17 protein-coding genes and 1 tRNA gene are annotated in these 16267 nt (G+C 62.7%); 9 read left to right on the top strand and 9 right to left on the bottom strand.

Annotated features, from left to right (window positions below; genetic code table 11):
• Window positions 1-47: 47 nt before the first annotated feature.
• Window positions 48-1328, top strand: coding sequence for a 5-aminolevulinate synthase (hemA, locus tag ACVJNE_RS09715; protein ID WP_499565075.1), 1281 nt, complete (start codon window positions 48-50; stop codon window positions 1326-1328).
• Window positions 1329-1337: 9 nt separating this feature from the next.
• On the opposite strand, the gene ACVJNE_RS09710 is transcribed toward hemA, so the two are convergent.
• Together ACVJNE_RS09710 and mscL are read right to left on the bottom strand one after the other, a co-directional pair.
• A complete protein-coding gene (locus tag ACVJNE_RS09710) occupies window positions 1338-2504 on the bottom strand; it encodes a pyridoxal phosphate-dependent aminotransferase (RefSeq protein ID WP_499565073.1) in 1167 nt (388 codons plus the stop codon).
• 72 nt (window positions 2505-2576) lie between these two features.
• On the bottom strand, window positions 2577-2999 hold the full coding sequence (gene mscL, locus ACVJNE_RS09705; RefSeq protein ID WP_499565071.1) for a large conductance mechanosensitive channel protein MscL: 423 nt from the start codon (window positions 2997-2999) through the stop codon (window positions 2577-2579).
• Between the two features lie 222 nt (window positions 3000-3221).
• On the opposite strand from mscL, the gene ACVJNE_RS09700 reads away from it, so the two are divergent.
• A complete protein-coding gene (locus ACVJNE_RS09700; RefSeq protein ID WP_499565069.1) occupies window positions 3222-6716 on the top strand; it encodes a PAS domain-containing hybrid sensor histidine kinase/response regulator in 3495 nt (1164 codons plus the stop codon).
• 7 nt (window positions 6717-6723) lie between these two features.
• On the opposite strand, the gene ACVJNE_RS09695 is transcribed toward ACVJNE_RS09700, so the two are convergent.
• Entirely contained in the window at window positions 6724-7383 is a 660-nt protein-coding gene (locus tag ACVJNE_RS09695) for a response regulator (protein WP_499565068.1), read from the bottom strand.
• 223 nt (window positions 7384-7606) lie between these two features.
• Between ACVJNE_RS09695 and ACVJNE_RS09690 the strand changes: the two genes are divergently transcribed.
• Window positions 7607-8008: a hypothetical protein gene (locus tag ACVJNE_RS09690; RefSeq protein WP_499565066.1), complete on the top strand. Its 402-nt coding sequence runs from the start codon at window positions 7607-7609 to the stop codon at window positions 8006-8008.
• Between the two features lie 3 nt (window positions 8009-8011).
• Here the strand turns inward: ACVJNE_RS09690 and ACVJNE_RS09685 are convergent, their stop codons facing one another.
• Window positions 8012-8440: a hypothetical protein gene (locus tag ACVJNE_RS09685; RefSeq protein WP_499565064.1), complete on the bottom strand. Its 429-nt coding sequence runs from the start codon at window positions 8438-8440 to the stop codon at window positions 8012-8014.
• 178 nt (window positions 8441-8618) lie between these two features.
• Between ACVJNE_RS09685 and blaOXA the strand changes: the two genes are divergently transcribed.
• From blaOXA to ACVJNE_RS09670, 3 genes are read left to right on the top strand one after another with little or no spacing between them, the layout of a single operon-like run.
• Window positions 8619-9431 carry a class D beta-lactamase gene (gene blaOXA / locus ACVJNE_RS09680; RefSeq protein WP_499565062.1) on the top strand — a complete coding sequence of 271 codons (813 nt, stop codon included), beginning with the start codon at window positions 8619-8621 and terminating at the stop codon, window positions 9429-9431.
• 58 nt (window positions 9432-9489) lie between these two features.
• Window positions 9490-9837 (top strand): DUF952 domain-containing protein, encoded by a 348-nt coding sequence (locus ACVJNE_RS09675; RefSeq protein WP_499565060.1) that lies wholly within the window; start codon window positions 9490-9492, stop codon window positions 9835-9837.
• Window positions 9837-10922 (top strand): quinone-dependent dihydroorotate dehydrogenase, encoded by a 1086-nt coding sequence (locus ACVJNE_RS09670; protein ID WP_499565458.1) that lies wholly within the window; start codon window positions 9837-9839, stop codon window positions 10920-10922. The genes ACVJNE_RS09675 and ACVJNE_RS09670 overlap by 1 nt, the downstream gene beginning before the upstream one ends.
• On the opposite strand, the gene ACVJNE_RS09665 is transcribed toward ACVJNE_RS09670, so the two are convergent.
• Together ACVJNE_RS09665 and ACVJNE_RS09660 are read right to left on the bottom strand one after the other, a co-directional pair.
• A complete protein-coding gene (locus ACVJNE_RS09665) occupies window positions 10919-12265 on the bottom strand; it encodes an MATE family efflux transporter (protein ID WP_499565058.1) in 1347 nt (448 codons plus the stop codon). The genes ACVJNE_RS09670 and ACVJNE_RS09665 overlap by 4 nt on opposite strands.
• Before the next feature lie 95 nt (window positions 12266-12360).
• Entirely contained in the window at window positions 12361-12624 is a 264-nt protein-coding gene (locus ACVJNE_RS09660; RefSeq protein WP_499565056.1) for a DUF6460 domain-containing protein, read from the bottom strand.
• A 226-nt stretch (window positions 12625-12850) separates the two neighbouring features.
• On the opposite strand from ACVJNE_RS09660, the gene ACVJNE_RS09655 reads away from it, so the two are divergent.
• From ACVJNE_RS09655 to ACVJNE_RS09645, 3 genes are all read left to right on the top strand, one after another.
• The gene (locus ACVJNE_RS09655) at window positions 12851-12997 is read left to right on the top strand and encodes a hypothetical protein (protein ID WP_173187109.1); all 147 of its coding nucleotides are present in this window, start codon (window positions 12851-12853) and stop codon (window positions 12995-12997) included.
• A 60-nt stretch (window positions 12998-13057) separates the two neighbouring features.
• Window positions 13058-13414, top strand: coding sequence for a hypothetical protein (locus tag ACVJNE_RS09650; RefSeq protein ID WP_499565054.1), 357 nt, complete (start codon window positions 13058-13060; stop codon window positions 13412-13414).
• Between the two features lie 244 nt (window positions 13415-13658).
• Window positions 13659-15254: a BCCT family transporter gene (locus tag ACVJNE_RS09645; protein ID WP_499565052.1), complete on the top strand. Its 1596-nt coding sequence runs from the start codon at window positions 13659-13661 to the stop codon at window positions 15252-15254.
• 113 nt (window positions 15255-15367) lie between these two features.
• On the opposite strand, the gene ACVJNE_RS09640 is transcribed toward ACVJNE_RS09645, so the two are convergent.
• From ACVJNE_RS09640 to ACVJNE_RS09630, 3 genes are all read right to left on the bottom strand, one after another.
• Window positions 15368-15586: a hypothetical protein gene (locus ACVJNE_RS09640; RefSeq protein WP_499565050.1), complete on the bottom strand. Its 219-nt coding sequence runs from the start codon at window positions 15584-15586 to the stop codon at window positions 15368-15370.
• On the bottom strand, window positions 15574-15726 hold the full coding sequence (locus ACVJNE_RS09635) for a hypothetical protein (RefSeq protein ID WP_499565048.1): 153 nt from the start codon (window positions 15724-15726) through the stop codon (window positions 15574-15576). Before ACVJNE_RS09635 ends, ACVJNE_RS09640 begins: the two co-directional genes overlap by 13 nt.
• Window positions 15727-16146: 420 nt before the next feature.
• Window positions 16147-16220, bottom strand: a tRNA-Gly gene (locus ACVJNE_RS09630).
• Window positions 16221-16267: the final 47 nt, after the last annotated feature.

Raw genomic sequence — 16267 nt, 5'->3', positions numbered from 1 at the left:
ATCTGGCCGCACCGACTATTTTCCGGCCGAAATTTCAGGAAGGCGACATGAACTACCAGCGGTTTTTCGAAGAAGCGATCGACCAGCTCCATGCGGAGCGGCGCTATCGGGTTTTTGCTGATCTGGAGCGGATCGTCGGTTCGTTCCCCAAGGCGATCTGGCGCGCCAATGGCGATGCACGCGAAATCACCGTGTGGTGTTCCAACGACTATCTCGGCATGGGACAGCATCCGCAGGTGATAGCAGCCTCCCAGGATGCGGCCGGGTCGATGGGTTCCGGCGCCGGCGGCACGCGCAACATTTCCGGCACCAACCACCCGCTGGTCGAGCTGGAACTGGAACTGGCCGACCTTCACGGCAAGGACGCCGCGCTGGTCTTTACGTCGGGCTTCATTTCCAACGAGGCGTCGATCTCCACGATCGGCAGGTTGCTGCCGAACTGCCTTATCCTCTCGGACGAGCTGAACCACGCCTCGATGATCGAAGGCGTGCGCCGCTCCGGCGCGGAGAAGAAAATTTTCCGCCACAACGATCTTGCGCATCTCGAAAGCCTGCTCCAGCAGGCCGGTCGCGAGCGTGCCAAGCTGATTGTCTTCGAGAGCGTCTATTCGATGGACGGTGACATCGCTCCGATTGAGGCGATTGCCGATCTCGCCGACAAATACAACGCCATGACGTATATCGACGAAGTGCATGCCGTGGGCATGTACGGCGCGCGCGGCGGCGGCATTACCGAGCGTGACGGGCTCGCGCACCGCATCGACGTGATCGAGGGTACGCTTGCCAAGGCTTTTGGTGCGCTCGGCGGCTACATCACCGGCACCCGCGAGGTGATCGACGCCGTCCGCTCCTATGCGCCAGGGTTTATCTTCACCACCGCGTTGCCACCTTCGATCGCGGCGGCGGCGACCGCCTCGATCCGCCACCTGAAGACATCGCAGGCAGAGCGCGACGCGCAGCAGCGACAGGCCCGGCACACCAAGGACGTGCTGTCGTCCGCGAACCTGCCGGTAATGCCGTCGGAGACGCATATCGTGCCCGTGCTGGTCGGCGATCCGGAGCTGTGCAAGATGGCGAGCGACCGCCTGCTCGCCAAGCATGGCATCTACATCCAGCCGATCAACTATCCGACGGTGCCTCGCGGCACAGAGCGCCTGCGCATCACCCCGACGCCGTGCCACGACGACGCGCTGATCGGGACGCTGAAGGACGCGCTGGTGGAAACCTGGACCGCGCTCGGCATACCGTTCCGCGATGAGACGCAGCCGCAGGAACCTGTGCGTTCCGACCGAATCGTGCCGCTGGTGGTTGCCAAGTCCGGCGGCTGAACCGGCCGTTCAGCGCGCCTCTATCCAGTGGGCGAGCCGTTCCACCGCTTCCTCGACCTCGTCGAGCCGGCGGTGGAAACAAAAGCGGAAGTAGCTTTCGCCACCCACACCAAACGCCGTGCCGGGCGCCAGTCCGACATTAGCCCGATCGATGATATCGAACGCCGCGGCCGTGGTATCTTCCACGCCGTCGATTTTGAAGAAGGCGTAGAACGCGCCGGCAGGCGGCGAAAGCTCGACACGTCCCGTGGACCGCAGCCTGTCGCACACGATGTCGCGCGCGGCCCGCGCCCGCTCCACCTGCTCCGCGATGAACGCATCGCCCTCGTCGAGTGCCGCGACCGCGCCTTTCTGCAGAAAGGCCGGGACGCCCGAAATCGAATACTGCATCAGGTTCTCGAAGACCTGCTGCAGTTCGGGATGTATCTTCAACCAGCCGACGCGCCAGCCAGTCATCGCCCAGTTCTTCGAGAAGCTGTTAACGAAAATGATGCGGTCGTCCGGGTCCATCACGTCGATAAAGGACGGTGCGCGCGTACCGCCATAATAGAACAGCGAATAAATCTCGTCGGCGACGATCCAGAGACCGCGTTCACGCGCCAGATCGAGGATCGAAGCGAGTGTTTCCCGATCGGCGGTCCAACCGGTTGGATTGGACGGCGTGTTGACGAAGATTGCCCTGGTGGCCGGTGTGATCGCGGCTGCGATCTTTTCGACGTCGCAGGTCCATCCATTTCCTGATGCATCAAGGACGACCGGCACCGGCGTGGCGCCTGCAATTCCCGCCGCAGCGGCGAAGTTCGGCCATGCCGGGGAAAGGTAGATCACCTCGTCGCCATGGCCCGCAACGGCGTCGAGCGCGAGCTGGATCGCATGCATGCCGCCATTCGTCGCGATGAACCCCTCGGGGGCGAACGCGCGGCCAAAGTGGCGGCCGTAATAGCGCGCAAGTGCCGCGCGCAGTTCGGGGATACCGCGCTGCCACGTATAAAATGTCTCGCCAGCCGCAAGCGAAGCAGCGGCAGCGTCGGAGATGAAGGCAGGCGTTGGCAGATCGCCTTCGCCGGCCCAGAGCGGGATCAACCCCTCCTTGCCCCGCCCATGACTCATGACTGCGACGATGCCGCTTTCGGGCGCGCGCTGCGCCTCGGCTCGAAGATGGGAAAGCTGGTTCACGCTATGCCTCGCCAAAGGAAGACCCCGGCCATGGAAGGCCGGGGTCTCGATACCTGTGATCTTACCTGCGGGCTATTTCTTGGCAAGCAGATCGCGAATCTCGGTCAGAAGCTGGACATCCACCGGCGGTGGCGCGGCCGGTGCCGCCTCCTTCTCCCTTTCGAGCCGGCGGCGCATGTTGTTCACCATCTTGACCATCAGGAAGATGATCCAGGCGAGGATGACGAAGTTGATCACCACGGTGATGAAATTGCCGTAGGCGAAGACAGCGCCCTGTTCGCGTGCCGCATCGAGCGTCGACGCGGTCACCTCGGAAGACAGGGGCAGGAAGTAGTTGGAGAAGTCGAACCCGCCGAATATCGCGCCAACGATCGGCATGATGATGTCGTCCACCAGCGATGACACGATCAGGCCGAACGCGCCGCCGATGATGACGCCGACGGCAAGGTCCATGACATTGCCCTTGGCGATAAACTCCTGGAATTCCTTGATCATCCGTCCCTCCTGGAGAATGGAATCGTGGTCGAATCGAGGGCCCGCTTGAGGCCGGCCACTTTGACCATAGCAAAAAGCGCGCTCGCGATAAGCGCGAATGCGCGATCGCTGCAACCATCGACCGATTCTCACCCCGCCGTAAGATCAATAGACAGCCTTGCCGAGCTGTGATTGCCTCATGGCGAATACACGTCACCGGCTGCATAGGAGGTTGAACGGCAGGTGCAGGGCTGGGTCATCGTCATCGTGGCAATCGCTTATGTGACGTTGCTGTTCGCGATCGCGAGCATCGGCGACCGGCGCGCCGCGACCCATGGTCCAGGCCGCGCCAGACCGTACATCTACGCCTTCAGCCTGGCGATCTACTGCACATCATGGACGTTTTTTGGCTCCGTCGGGCTGGCGAGCGAACGCGGTTTCGAGTTCCTGACCATCTATATCGGACCCGTACTGGTCTTCCTGTTCGGCTATCCGTTCCTGACGCGGATCATCCGGCTCGCCAAGTCCGAGAAGATCACGTCGATCGCCGATTTCCTCGGCGCACGCTACGGCAAGAGTTTCACCGTTGCCGGCATCGCGACCATCATCGCGATGTTCGGTACCGTCCCGTACATAGCCCTGCAATTGAAGGCCATCTCAGGCTCGGTCAGCCTGATGGTCGAGCACTATAACGGCGCGCCGCCGGCCGTCGATCTCTTCATTGGCGACATTTCGCTAGCAGTGGCGCTGCTGCTTGCCATGTTCGCTATCCTGTTCGGCACCCGGCATGCTGACGCCACGGAGCACCAGGACGGCCTGATCCTTGCCGTGGCGGTAGAATCGCTGGTCAAGCTCGCAGCCTTTCTTGCCGTCGGCATCGCCATCACCTTCATCCTGCTCGGCAGCCCGGCCGAGCTGATCGCGACGGTCGCCGCAAATGCTCAGGTGCAGAGCGCGTTCGGCTACAGCACCTCGCTGCCCACCTGGATCGTCATGACGGTCCTGTCTGGCCTCGCGATCATCATGCTGCCGCGTCAGTTCTACGTAACCGTCGTGGAGAACCGGTCCGAGGAGGAACTGCGCAAGGCGAGCTGGATGTTTCCGTTCTATCTCGTCGCGATCAACCTGTTCGTTATCCCGATTGCATTCGCCGGGCTGGCGGTCATGCCCTCCGATGCCAACTCCGACCTCTACGTCGTCTCGCTGCCGCTTCACTACGGCCAGAACGCGCTGGCGCTGTTCGCCTTCATTGGCGGGCTGTCGGCGGCGACAGCGATGGTCATCGTCGCCAGCGTCGCCCTGTCGATCATGATCTCCAACGATCTCGTGATCCCGCTTGTCATGCGACGCCTGCTCAAGTCACGCCAGCCGGACCGCGAGGACTGGTCGCAGGTCATCCTCAACGTCCGCCGCGCAGCCATCTTCGTCATCCTGTTCGCCGCGTTCCTCTATTACCGAGAGACGACGACCAATACCCGGCTTGCCTCGATCGGCCTAATCTCGTTCGCAGCGATCGCCCAGTTCGCGCCGGCCTTCATAGGCGGCCTGATCTGGCGCGGGGCAAACGGGCGCGGCGCGGTGATGGGCATGTCGACCGGCATCGCGGTATGGGCTTACACGCTTCTGTTTCCCTCACTCGCCCCGCCGGATACCGAGATCCTGCGCACCGGCCTCTTCGGCATGGAAGCGCTACGGCCACAAGCGCTGTTCGGCACGGTTGGCGAGCCGCTCAATCACGGGGTGATCTGGAGCCTGTCGGTCAACACGCTGTTCTTCGTGCTCGGCTCGCTCTCTCGCGCGGCCAGACCGCTGGAGCGCATCCAGGGCGCATTGTTCGTGCCGCGCGATGCGGGGCCGATGCCGAACCTGCGCCGCTTCCGCACAGCCGTCACCGTCAACGACCTCAAGGACACGATCTCCCGCTACCTCGGTGTCGAGCGCACCGAGCGTTCGTTCCAGAATTTCGAGACGAAGGAAGGCCGCGCAATCAACGGCAACGAGCTTGCCAGCATGGCGGTGATCCGGTTCTCCGAGCAGCTTCTCACCAGCGCGGTTGGCTCGTCGTCGGCGCGGCTTATCCTGTCGCTGCTGTTCCAGCGCAATGACAGCAATTCGCGCGGCACGCTGCGGCTGCTCGACGACGCGACAGAAGCGCTGCAGCAGAACCGCGACCTGCTCCAGACCGCGCTCGACCAGATGGAGGAAGGCGTCACCGTTTTCGACCGCGATTTCGGCCTGACTTGCTGGAACCGGCAGTTCCGCGCCCTGTTCGACCTGCCCGACGAAATGGGTCGAGTTGGTGTCTCGCTGCATCAGGTGCTGCGCTATCTGGCCGATCGCGGCGACATCCCCGCGGGCTCCGAATACCAGACGCTGAACCGGATGACGTGGTTCGGCGAGGTATGGTCGATCGAACTCAAGCGTTCGGGCCGTATCATCGAGCTGCGCACCAACCCGATGCCGGACGGCGGCATCGTGGCGACCTATACCGACATCACGGCCCGCGTGCAGGCCGACCTTGCGCTCAAGCGCGTCAATGAAACGCTGGAGCAGCGCGTCGCCAACCGGACGGCTGAGCTGACGCGCGTGAACGAGGAACTCGCGCTGGCTCAGATGCTGGCCGAGGAAGCCAATCTCGGCAAGACGCGCTTTCTAGCTGCCGCCGGCCACGACATCTTGCAGCCGCTCAACGCCGCGCGGCTTTACTGCGCGGCGCTGTTGGAGTCGGTGGGCGATGGCAAGGTGGGCGACGCGGTGGGCAACATCGAATCCTCGCTGGAGTCGGTCGAGTCCATTCTCGGCGCAGTGCTCGACATTTCGCGCCTCGATACCGGCGCCATGAAACCGGTGGACAGCGTGTTCAAGCTCGACGGCCTGCTCCGCCAGATCGAAACCGATTTCCAGCCGCTGGCCGCCGCAAAGGGGCTTCAGCTCACCATCGTCCCGTCGACGCTTGCCGTTCACACCGATCGCAACCTTTTCCGCCGGCTCGTGCAGAACCTCGTCTCCAACGCGATCAAATACACACGCAAAGGGCATGTTTTGGTGGGCGTGCGCAGACGTGGCGAACTGGTTGAGCTTCAGGTGTGGGATACCGGCATCGGCATCGACGACGACAAGCTCAACACCGTGTTTCGAGAGTTCACGAGGCTCGAGGATGGCGCGCGGGAAGCGCAGGGGCTCGGCCTGGGTCTGTCGATCGTCGATCGCATTGCCCGCGTGCTGCGCCTGGAGATCCAGCTACAGTCGCGCAAGGGTTCGGGCACGCGTTTCTCCGTCATCCTGCCCAAGGTGGATGCCCCTCACATCGAGCTGGTCAGCGAAGTGCGAGCGTCGGTGCGCCACAACATCATGCTCGATGGGGTAAGCGTGCTGTGCATCGACAACGAGGCGGCGATCCTCAGCGGCATGCGGCTGCTGCTGGAGGGCTGGGGGTGTCGGGTCGAGACGGCAACCGGCGCTTCGGACATAGCCATTTTCGAGAGCGTGCCTCGACCGGACATCATTCTGGCCGACTATCACCTCGACGGCGGTGAAAACGGGCTCGACGTGATTTCCAAGTTGCGCAATGCGTATGGGGCCGAGATGCCGGCCGTTCTGGTCACCGCCGATCGCTCCCATGAAGTGCGCGAGGCCGCTGCACGAATAAACGTCACCGTCATCAACAAGCCGGTGAAACCCGCAAGCCTCCGGACAGTGCTGACACGCTGCCGCAAGATGCTTTCCGCGGCGGAGTGAGCAGGCTTCAGCTTGCTCCTGCCAACGGATCTGTGGCGATGCGGGACAGGCGGATGACTGCCTGGGTGCGGCTGTCGACACCCAGCTTCAGGAGGATTGCGGAGACATGCGCCTTGATCGTCGCCTCCGAGACGCTGAGCTCGTAGGCGATCTGCTTGTTGAGCAGCCCTTCCGCGAGCATGCCCAGAACACGCGTCTGTTGGGGCGTCAAAGTCTGAAGACGCGCGATCAGGTCCGAGATTTCCGGATCGCCTTCCTCACCGAGATCGATGCCTTCCGGCGTCGCGACCCCGCCCTCGATCACGGTCTGCACCGCGCGCCGGATTTCGTCCATGCTCGCGGATTTCGAGATGAAACCCGAGGCGCCAAGTTCCAGCGCGCGACGGATGGTGACGGGATCATCATGGGCCGAAACAATGACGATGGGCACGGTGGCATCGATGCCACGCAGGGCGACCAGCCCGGAAAGGCCGCTTGCGCCGGGCATCGTCAGGTCCAGCAGGACAAGGTCCGCATCGTCAGTGCCAGCGATCAAAGACTTCACGCCTTCGAAGTCGCCCGCCTCCAGCACGCGGCTGTCTTCACCCACCCCGGCAAGAGCCTGCTTGAGCGCACCGCGAAACAGCGGATGGTCGTCCGCAACGACGAATGTAAAGCCCGTTGGCAAACTGTCCTCCCCGAATCGTCGCCCCGAGTGTACCCTCGGGTGCCGACGCCGCGACGTCGATTATGCGCTCCCACCCGCTCAATGCAAGCACATGCCCCTCGAGTCGCCCCGGGTACATACGGCGGCAACTATTTCAGCGATCGCTCATTCTCCCCTGAATGTGACTTGCGGCTGATTGCTGGTCGCGTTCATTATTAGACTTTGGTCTATGATGGAGACCGCCATGGAAACCATCCGCCAGATCGCATTCGTCTGCGTGGGGCGCGCGGTCGGTTTTGGCACGCTCGCGATTGCCTGCATCATGCTCTCGTTTGCCTTCAGTCCACCGACTGCCTTCCGGGCAGGCGCGTTGCTCGCACTGATCATGGCGGGGATACTCATTCTCAAGGCGCACTACGCCGGCCGACAACAGCCGAAGCACACCGAGGTCTGGCTCTATCTGGAAGACGGCCTACGCCCGCGCGACGCGGAAGCAAGGCGCCGCTTCGCCGGAGTGCTCCGCGAAACCTATGGCCGCTTTGCCGCAGGGGCGCTCGCGGCCGCATGCTGCATGTTTTTCGTCTCAGTCGTGCTTGTCGCAACCGGCATGGAAACTGAAAGCATTGGACTTGTCGTCGCGCGATAAGGCTCAGGTGCGGTCGGCAGGGGGCTCGGGCTGGATCGTCTTCTCCTCCCGGTCGAACTCCTCAACAATGCCCATGAAGCGGCGGAAGAAGCGCTCCATGTAGCCGAGTGTCTGCTCGAACTCCTCTTCGCTGGGCAGTTCCTCAGTCCGGCCGCCCGCCTCCAGCGTCGCCAGCCGGTCTTCCAGCGCCTCGACCCGCGCCTCAAGATCATCGATCTGGCTTTCGAACGCGGAGCGCTCCTCGACCGCCATCTTGCAGACCAGTTGCCCGCTGCGTTCCTGGCACAGTGTCGTCCGCCCTGTCTTCGTGTCGAGGCGGACATAGCCATCGCCGGTACGCTCGAGCCGATAGCGCTCCACCTCCTGAGCCGGGGATGAGGAAACGGACAGCACCGTGAGGGCGGCGGCCGCCAGCATCGTTCCGTGTCGCATGTCTGCCTCCTTCGAGTAGGCATTCAGTTGAAGCGTGTTTTTGCGCCGGAATTGCGTCGGGAGGCAAATTCCGCCGCGCAATCGCCACAGGCATAGCCGATTGCTGCGTCAGGTCGATGACCTCTCCACATATGCGTCGATAATGCCTCAAAACCCTGCGAACCCCAAGGACCGCCTCATGAAGCTCGTGTTTTCCTGCGCGACGACCCTGCTCGCACTGATTGCCGCCGCGCCTGCCGAGGCGCGCAACATCTGCACGATCGTCGCCGACGCAGCGAGTGGCGCTGTGCTTCATGAGGATGGCGATTGCCGGACGCGGGTGACACCCGCATCGACGTTCAAGGTAGCGCTGGCGCTCATGGGCTACGACGCGGGCTTTCTCAAAGACAGTCATGACCCGGTTCTGCCGTTCAAGGACGGATATCCCGCATGGGGCGGCGAAAACTGGACACAACCGACCGACCCCACCCGCTGGATGAAATATTCCGTCGTCTGGTATTCGCAACAGATCGCCAAAAGCCTCGGCGCCGAGCGCATGACCGACTATGGGGTCAAACTGGGTTACGGCAACGCAGATTTCACCGGCGACCCAGGCCGCAACAACGGTCTCGAACGTTCCTGGATCGGTTCTTCGCTGAAGATATCACCGCGCGAGCAGATCGTCTTTCTCCACAATTTTCTCAACCGCAAGCTGCCGGTGAGCGAGGCCGCGATCGAGCGTACGATCGAGGTGGTTGAAAGCACCTCGACCGAAGGCGGCTGGACCGTTTCCGGAAAGACGGGCTCGGCCTATCCGCGCAATGCGGACGGTTCGCTCAATCGCGCGCGCGGCTGGGGCTGGTTTGTCGGCTGGGCTACACGCGACGATGCAGCCGTCGTTTTTGCCCGGCTCGATCAGGACGAACAGCGCCAGAAGCGGTCGGGCGGGCTGAGGGCACGCGAAGCGTTTCTGGAGGCCTGGCCGGCGCTCGCGGAAAAGTCGGTTCGATAGTTGTCGAGAAGGCGCCGCGCTGCTTTTCTTCGCGCGGCTTTGCGCCTATAGCGCGGGCATGACCAAGCTCATCTACAAGATCGTCCCCGAGCCCTTGTGGCGCGAGGCTCAGACCGCTGGCGTGTTCCTCGGTGCGCCGATCGATCTCGCCGACGGGTACATCCACTTCTCAACCGCAGAGCAGGCGCGCGAAACCGCGGCGAAGCACTTTGTCGGGCAGGACAATCTTCTTCTGGCGGCGGTCGACGAGGAGAAGCTTGGACCATCGCTGAGATACGAAGTCTCGCGCGGTGGAGCGCTATTCCCTCACCTCTTCGCGCCGCTCGAACTCGGCGCGGTGGTGTGGGTCAAGCCGTTGCCGCTCGGCGTAGACGGCGTCCATGTCTTCCCGGATCTTCCGGCATGATCGGCGGCGTCGAACGGATCGGGCAGAAGCTTCTTTTTGCGTTCGATCCCGAGACGGCTCATGGACTTTCAATAGCGGCCTTGAAAGCCGGCGGCAGCTTTTGCAGGGGGCCTGCCCGCGACGCGCGGCTCGAAGTCAAGGCGGCGGGACTGACATTCCCCAATCCGCTCGGCATGGCTGCTGGCTACGACAAGAACGCAGAAGTGCCAGATGCGCTCATCGGGCTCGGTTTCGGCTTTGCAGAAGTGGGCACGGTGACGCCGCTGCCGCAGGCGGGCAACCCGAAGCCGCGCATCTTCCGGCTCACGCAGGACCATGCCGTCATCAACCGGCTGGGCTTCAACAACGAAGGCCACGAACGATGCCTGGCGCGGCTTCAGGCCCGGACAGGCAGACGCGGCATCGTCGGGGTCAATATCGGCGCCAACAAGGACAGCAGCGACCGCATCGCCGACTACCGGCTGGGCGTCGAGCGTTTCGCCAGCCTTGCGTCCTATCTGACAGTGAACATCTCTTCGCCGAACACTCCAGGGCTTCGCGCTCTACAAGCGCGCGAAGCCCTGGCCGAACTGCTCGAGGCGGTGACGGAGGCACGCGATGTTTCGGATGCGGCCAGCAACAAGCACACGCCGCTCTTCCTCAAGATTGCGCCCGATCTCGGCGAAACCGAGCTCGACGACGTCGCGGCGCAGGTTCTCGCGAAGAATATCGACGGCGTGATCGTCTCCAACACCACGCTGTCGCGACATGGACTGGCGAGCAGCCATGCCGTCGAAGCTGGCGGCCTCTCGGGGCGGCCGCTGTTCGCGCGCTCGACGGCGGTGCTGGCGCGCATGCGGCGGCGGCTGGGGCCTGAGGTAGTTCTCGTCGGCGTCGGCGGTGTTACCTGCGCGGAAACCGCAGCGGAGAAGATCCGCGCGGGCGCGGATCTCGTGCAGCTCTATACCGGCATGATCTATGACGGCCCGGCCTTGCCGGCGCGCATCGTGCGCGGTCTTTCGGCGATCGTGCAACGCGAAGATGTTGCTTCGATCGGCGCGTTGCGCGACACCGCGCTGGCCAAGTGGGAAGCCGCGCCGATCTAGTCGCGGAATGTCGCCCGCGCCCTCACCGGCATGATGGCAAGCAGGCTGATGCCGCGCACGATCAGGAACAGGTGCAGCGACATCCAGAGGCCGGCATTGCCGAACTGCGCGGGAAGCATCGCCATCGCGGCGATGAACAGTGCGAAGGACAGCAGCATCATGTTGCGGAGGTCGCGCGACCAGGTCGAGCCCATGAAGACACCATCCATCTGAAAGGCCAGAACGCCCGTCACCGCCGTGAGAGCTGCCCATGGCAGGTAGTCTCCCGCCATGGCGCGGACCTGCGGCGCCGTCGTCATCAGTGCCACCAGGGCATCGCCCGTCAGTAGAAAAAGCACTGAAACCAGGCCGGACACGGCAAAGCCCCAGAAGGCCGTAAGCTGAACCGCCCGGATGAACGCCGGGCGATAGCGCGCACCCACTGCACGGCCGGCAAGCTGTTCGGCTGCGGTGGCGAAACCATCGAGGAAATAGCCGGAGAGCAGGAAGAAGTTCATCAGCACGGCGTTTGCGGCCAGCGTCAACGTTCCTAGCTGTGCGCCCTGCCGCGCGAACAGCGCGAAGGCGCCGAGCAGAACGAAGGAACGGATCATGATGTCGCGGTTCAGCGCGAACATTGTCTTCAGAGCTGCGACGTTCCTCAACGCACCGGGTGCCAGCGGCGGCAGACGCCGGAAGCGCAGAATGAGCAACGTTAGACCAATACAGGCCGCAACGGCTTCCGCCACGACGGTTGCCCACGCGACGCCGGCGACACCCCATCCCATCCACAGGCCGAGCACGACAGACAAGGTCATGTTGACGAGGTTGAGCAGAAGCTGAAGCCCGAGGCCGAAACGGGATTCACCGCGGCCGAGCACGTATCCCAGGATCGCATAATTGGAGAGCGCGAAGGGTGCGGACAGCAACCGGAGTGCGACGTATGTGGCCATCGCGTCCGTCACTGCCGGCTCGGCCGCCAAGAAGCGCGCGCCCGCCCAAACCACCAGAGGTGCTGCAACCGCGAGCACGAAACCCGCGCCGAGTGCAACGATGAGCGCCCGCCAGAAGACGGCCTGCTCCTCGGCGGGCTCTTCGCGGCCAAAGGCCTGCGCGACAAGCCCCGTCGTGCCGGTGCGCAGGAAATTGAAGGTTGCAAAGACCAGATCGAAGATGATCGCGCCGGCTGCAAGGCCGCCGAGCAGGGCCGCATCACCCAGCCGCCCGATGACCGCCGTGTCGACGATGCCCAGCAGCGGGGTCGTCAGATAGGCCAGCATCATCGGGAGCGCGATCGACAGCACAAGCCTGTTGTCGACCTCGAAAGATCGCCGGACCGGCGCCGCGCTTTCACTTGCCGTCATGCTGGTTGAGCTCTGTGGACCCTGCGCCGTCTGTCATGCCGCATCGGCGTCACACCTGCCATATCCAGCCAGCGGCAAGTGCATCTGCCAGTGCATTAGCGTCGGTAGCTGAGTAGGCGCAGGATGAGGAATCCGGGAATGACCACGGCGGCACCCAGCAGGAAATAAACCCAGAACCTGTAGATCGCATCGAAGCCGAGGTTCCAGATGCCGACGAAGAAATCCTCGATCCGATAGATCACGTCCCAGGCAGACCACCCGAACGTCGCCATCACGATGCCCACCAGAAACGACACCACAATCAGCTTGATGATGACGCGCAGCGGCGAGTCACCCAGAAAACGGTTGATGGCCGACATGCCTTCTCTCCTCGGGACGATGGGCGGCAGATACGCGCCGCAAACGGCAACTTCAAGGCCGCATGGCAACCAATGTATGCAACCAACAGACGCGCTGCGCGTTATAGGTCACCAAAGCGAAATGGGTAGGGGCAAACGCTATATGGACAAAGAAGCCACTCTATGATGCGGCCATTTTAAGCTCCTCCCGATCTTCAACCTAATCTTCCTTACCTATGGAGCGCACATGAAGCAGAACTACCTCTATCTCCTTGTCGGCGCGCTGATTGTCGTGGTCATCGCTCTTGGCGCCTACGTCCTTCGTGAGGAGAGCAAGCCGAGTGGCGTCGAGTTGCGCATCGACGAATCCGGGGTGTCCGTAGAGCAGAACTAATATCAGGAACTGACGCGTCACGCCGGCGGCATAACGTCGGCATCAGCAGGAGAACCTCCCATGGCAGATTCAGACAAGATTAACGTCGACGGCATCCGCAAGGATCTCGAGAAGCAGATCGCCGACCTTCGGAGTGAGGTCGGCAAGCTGAGCGCATCGCTCGCCGAGCGCGGCGAGGCGCTCTACGAAGACGCAAAAGACGAAGCGAGCGAGCTCTACGCAAGCGCCGCCACGCAGGCGCGTGGCGCGGCGCGACAGGTGAAAACCCAGGCGCATGCCGTGTCCGAGGCCATTCGCGAAAACCCGGGCACCGCAGCGACCGTGTTGTCGTCGGCTGGACTTCTTGGTTTCCTGATCGGTCTTGTCGTCGGACAGGCTCTTTCCGACAACAACAGCCACAGCAGACGCTGGTACTGAGGCAGCCTGAGCAAAAAAACGAAAGTGCCATGGCCTTCGGGGCAGATCGCTCCGAAGGCCTTTTTTCTTGCCTTGCAGCCTCGTTCTACACCGCCATGTTTGGGCTTTGGTCGCAACTCACCTAGCATTGGTCGCGAATCGGCATCTTAATTTCCGCCGCCGGTTCCATGCTCCCCCGCGGAGGAAGATGGTCTGCGGCGCCTGCCGCGAGGGACCGAAATCATTGCAGAGGAGGGATTATGCAATGAGCGACACAGCTCCCATCGTGCCTGAAGATCACGGCCTTGAGCCCGGTCAGGACAACGTCCAGTTCATGGGCCTCGATATCCACAATCCGGTGTTCGCCATCTCTGGCGTGCTCACCGTGGCATTCGTGATCGCAACGCTGATCTTTCGCGAAGCCGCTGCGGAGCTGCTTGGCAGCCTGCGCGTGTGGCTGACCACGACCTTCGACTGGGTGTTCATGATCTCGGCGAACGTCTTCGTGCTCTTCTGCCTCGTGCTCATCGTCACGCCGCTCGGCAATGTGCGTATCGGCGGCAAGGATGCGACGGCCGATTATTCCTACTGGGGCTGGTTCGCCATGCTTTTTGCAGCCGGCATGGGAATCGGCCTGATGTTCTTCGGCGTGCTGGAGCCGATGTACCACTTCAACAACCCGCCGCTTGGCCTTGCACCACCCGTCGTCGATGGCGCGCTTGTGCCCGAGGCTGTCGACGAAGCGCGCCGCATGGGCATGGCCGCCACAATCTTCCACTGGGGTCTGCACCCCTGGGCCATCTACGCGGTCGTAGCGCTGTCGCTGGCGTTGGCGTCCTACAATCTCGGCCTGCCGCTGTCAGTACGTTCGGCCTTCTATCCGATCTTCGGAGAGAGCGTTCGCGGCTGGACAGGGCATATCATAGACGTGCTCGCCGTCTTCGCTACGCTGTTCGGTCTTGCAACGTCGCTCGGCTTCGGTGCTTCTCAGGCGCTGGCGGGCCTCAATGATCTCTACGGCGTGCCCAACACCGACAACATGAAAGTGCTGCTTATAGCAGGCATCACCGCCGTTGCCCTTGGTTCGGTGCTCGCGGGGCTCGATGCGGGCGTCAAGCGCCTGTCGGAAATCAACCTGATGCTGGCGTTGCTTCTGCTGGTGGCCGTTATTTTGCTTGGGCCGACGATGTCGATCATCACCGGCTTCTTCGCCAACAGCGCAGACTATGTCATGAATCTGCCGGTGCTCGCCAACTGGATCGGCCGAGAAGACGACGCATTCATCCATGGCTGGACAACATTCTACTGGGCGTGGTGGATTTCGTGGTCACCCTTCGTCGGCATGTTCATCGCCCGCGTCTCGCGCGGCCGCACGGTGCGCGAGTTCGTCACCTGCGTGCTCATCATCCCGACCATCGCGTCGATCGTCTGGATGACGACTTTCGGCGGCACGGCGATCACGCAGTTCCTCGCCGACGGTTATGCCGGCGTGCAGGACACGGTTGTGGCCTACGTGCCCGAACTGTCGCTGTTCCGCATGCTGGAGCCGCTGCCGCTGTTCAGCATCACGGCGCCTCTGGGCATCATTGTGGTGATCCTGTTCTTCGTCACGTCGTCCGATTCCGGTTCGCTGGTCATCGACACGATCACCGCGGGCGGCAAGGTCGATGCGCCGGTAGCCCAGCGCGTTTTCTGGTGCACTTTCGAAGGGCTGATCGCTATCGCGTTGCTTTTGGGCGGCGGGCTGGCCGCACTGCAGGCTGGCGCCATCGCAACCGGCTTCCCCTTCGCGATCCTACTGCTGCTCATGACCTACGCGCTGTTCAAGGCACTGCGAAGCGAGCGTCAGCAGCAGCAATAGACGTCTCGACATGAAAATGTAGCGCGCAACTTCGGTTGGCGGGGTTGCGCAGCTTCATCCGTCAGCAATTCAAAGTGTGCAGATGATCCGTTGAAGGCGTGTTCAACACGCCTTCAACACCATGGCTCGCGGCAGCCTGACCACGTACGCGCCAGCCCTTCTTCCACGAGGATGACTGCGAGCGTGCGGTGGAAACGGTCTTGCTCGCGGCCGTCACTCGGATCGCCGCGAGAAATCACATAGTCGCGTTGGCCGAACAGTTCCGCAAGCCTGTCCGCAGCGAGCACCGCCTTGACGCGCGCATCAACGTAGGGAGCCTCTATGTCGGCCACAGTTCGATCTTCTCACCAGCGATACAGACCGTGTCGCCATCGACGACGCACGTCGGGCCGGAGCAGAAAGGCATGGCGACAGCAGCCGCGATCAGCGCGCAGGTCAGAAGCGCCGCGGTGGCAGCGAGGGCGGGGCGCACGAATAACATCGGGTTGAAAGGTCGTTGAACGCAGGTTCACGATTTCCCACCTCGCCGACGGGCGACGAAAGCAACCCGAGCTGATTCCCTTGGATATTGCGGCTTTCGGCAAGGTGGGAACTGATGGCGCAGTCGCGGAGATCCGTTCCCACCTCGCACCGCCGAAATGCCGGTTTTCGCGGCTTCCGCCGTCAGCCTTCCCGCCGCCGTGCGCCTGCGCTGCCAACCGAAGTTGCGCGGCCGGCTTGCGAGGCCCCGCGGGAAGTAGCCCGCCGAACCCCGCGCAAAGCCCTATATTGCCGGCGCTTTTCACCCGAACCCGGTTATTTCCGGATATAGCCGTTTCCTGCCAAGTGAAGTTGCACGTTACACCAGAATCTGAAAACCGCCGCCTCGGTCGAGGCGGCGGTTTTCAGATTTTGGAGCGGGTGAAGGGAATCGAACCCTCGTCGTAAGCTTGGGAAGCTTCTGCTCTACCATTGAGCTACACCCGCGACACGCGCATTAGATCGCGGGCGGCGGCCTGCCTGTCAAGCGGCAT

Source organism: Mesorhizobium sp. DxT (assembly GCF_058448885.1).
Note: the sequence above shows the minus strand (reverse complement) of the source record. Positions and strands in the feature narration are given on the sequence as shown.

Bases quoted from the DNA above. Each gene is read 5' to 3' on its own strand.
- hemA (WP_499565075.1), top strand. From the start codon at position 48: ATGAACTACCAGCGGTTTTTCGAAGAAGCGATCGACCAGCTCCATGCG.
- mscL (WP_499565071.1), bottom strand. From the start codon at position 2,999: ATGATCAAGGAATTCCAGGAGTTTATCGCCAAGGGCAATGTCATGGAC.
- ACVJNE_RS09690 (WP_499565066.1), top strand. From the start codon at position 7,607: ATGGAAACCATCCGCCAGATCGCATTCGTCTGCGTGGGGCGCGCGGTC.
- ACVJNE_RS09685 (WP_499565064.1), bottom strand. From the start codon at position 8,440: ATGCGACACGGAACGATGCTGGCGGCCGCCGCCCTCACGGTGCTGTCC.
- blaOXA (WP_499565062.1), top strand. From the start codon at position 8,619: ATGAAGCTCGTGTTTTCCTGCGCGACGACCCTGCTCGCACTGATTGCC.
- ACVJNE_RS09675 (WP_499565060.1), top strand. From the start codon at position 9,490: ATGACCAAGCTCATCTACAAGATCGTCCCCGAGCCCTTGTGGCGCGAG.
- ACVJNE_RS09665 (WP_499565058.1), bottom strand. From the start codon at position 12,265: ATGACGGCAAGTGAAAGCGCGGCGCCGGTCCGGCGATCTTTCGAGGTC.
- ACVJNE_RS09660 (WP_499565056.1), bottom strand. From the start codon at position 12,624: ATGTCGGCCATCAACCGTTTTCTGGGTGACTCGCCGCTGCGCGTCATC.
- ACVJNE_RS09655 (WP_173187109.1), top strand. From the start codon at position 12,851: ATGAAGCAGAACTACCTCTATCTCCTTGTCGGCGCGCTGATTGTCGTG.
- ACVJNE_RS09650 (WP_499565054.1), top strand. From the start codon at position 13,058: ATGGCAGATTCAGACAAGATTAACGTCGACGGCATCCGCAAGGATCTC.
- ACVJNE_RS09645 (WP_499565052.1), top strand. From the start codon at position 13,659: ATGAGCGACACAGCTCCCATCGTGCCTGAAGATCACGGCCTTGAGCCC.